Source organism: Streptomyces sp. bgisy159 (assembly GCF_057707805.1).
In genome coordinates this window covers 1-532 of record NZ_JBYIQX010000140.1, presented here as the reverse complement: position 1 = coordinate 532, position 532 = coordinate 1, and the positions used below count along the sequence as shown (strand labels likewise).

At 67.9% G+C, this 532-nt stretch carries 1 protein-coding gene; it reads right to left on the bottom strand.

What is annotated here, in order from left to right:
- Positions 1–516, bottom strand: a 516-nt coding sequence (locus AC3ET3_RS36175; RefSeq protein WP_435613744.1) for an IS701 family transposase, incomplete at its 3' end; no start/stop codon positions are given.
- Positions 517–532: the final 16 nt, after the last annotated feature.

Sequence of the window (532 nt, the reverse complement as noted above, 5' to 3'; positions counted from 1 at the left end):
GCCGATCTTCGCGTCCGTCCGGCGGCCCGGATCCTCGATCCAGGAGATGGGCAGGTACAGCTCGCGGTCGATCAACGCGCGTCCTCTGGCGGAGGCGTAGGCCAGGAACACTCCCAGCTGGCAGTTGTCGATCTTCCCCGAAGTGCCGGTGTACTGCCGCTGCACTCCGGCCGACCGGGTGCCCTTCTTGATGAACCCGGTCTCGTCCACGGCCAGCACGCCGTCCTCGGCGCCCAGATGTTCCAGCACGAAGGTGCGGACTTCGTCCCGGACCGCGTCAGCGTCCCAGTCGGCCTGGTTCAGCAGCCGCTGCATACCGTCCGGGCACAGCTCGCCGGCCTGCTCGGCCAACGTCCATCCGTTCTTGCGTTCCAACGGCGCGAGCAGCCCGCGCAGATACTCCCCTGCCCGCCGACGCGGCTCGGACCTGCGGAAATACCCACCGATCCGAGCATGCAGAGCGTCCAGACCGGCCGCCCAGCGGTGCACCTCATCAACCGTGACGTCCCCACCCATACACAGCTCAACGAGC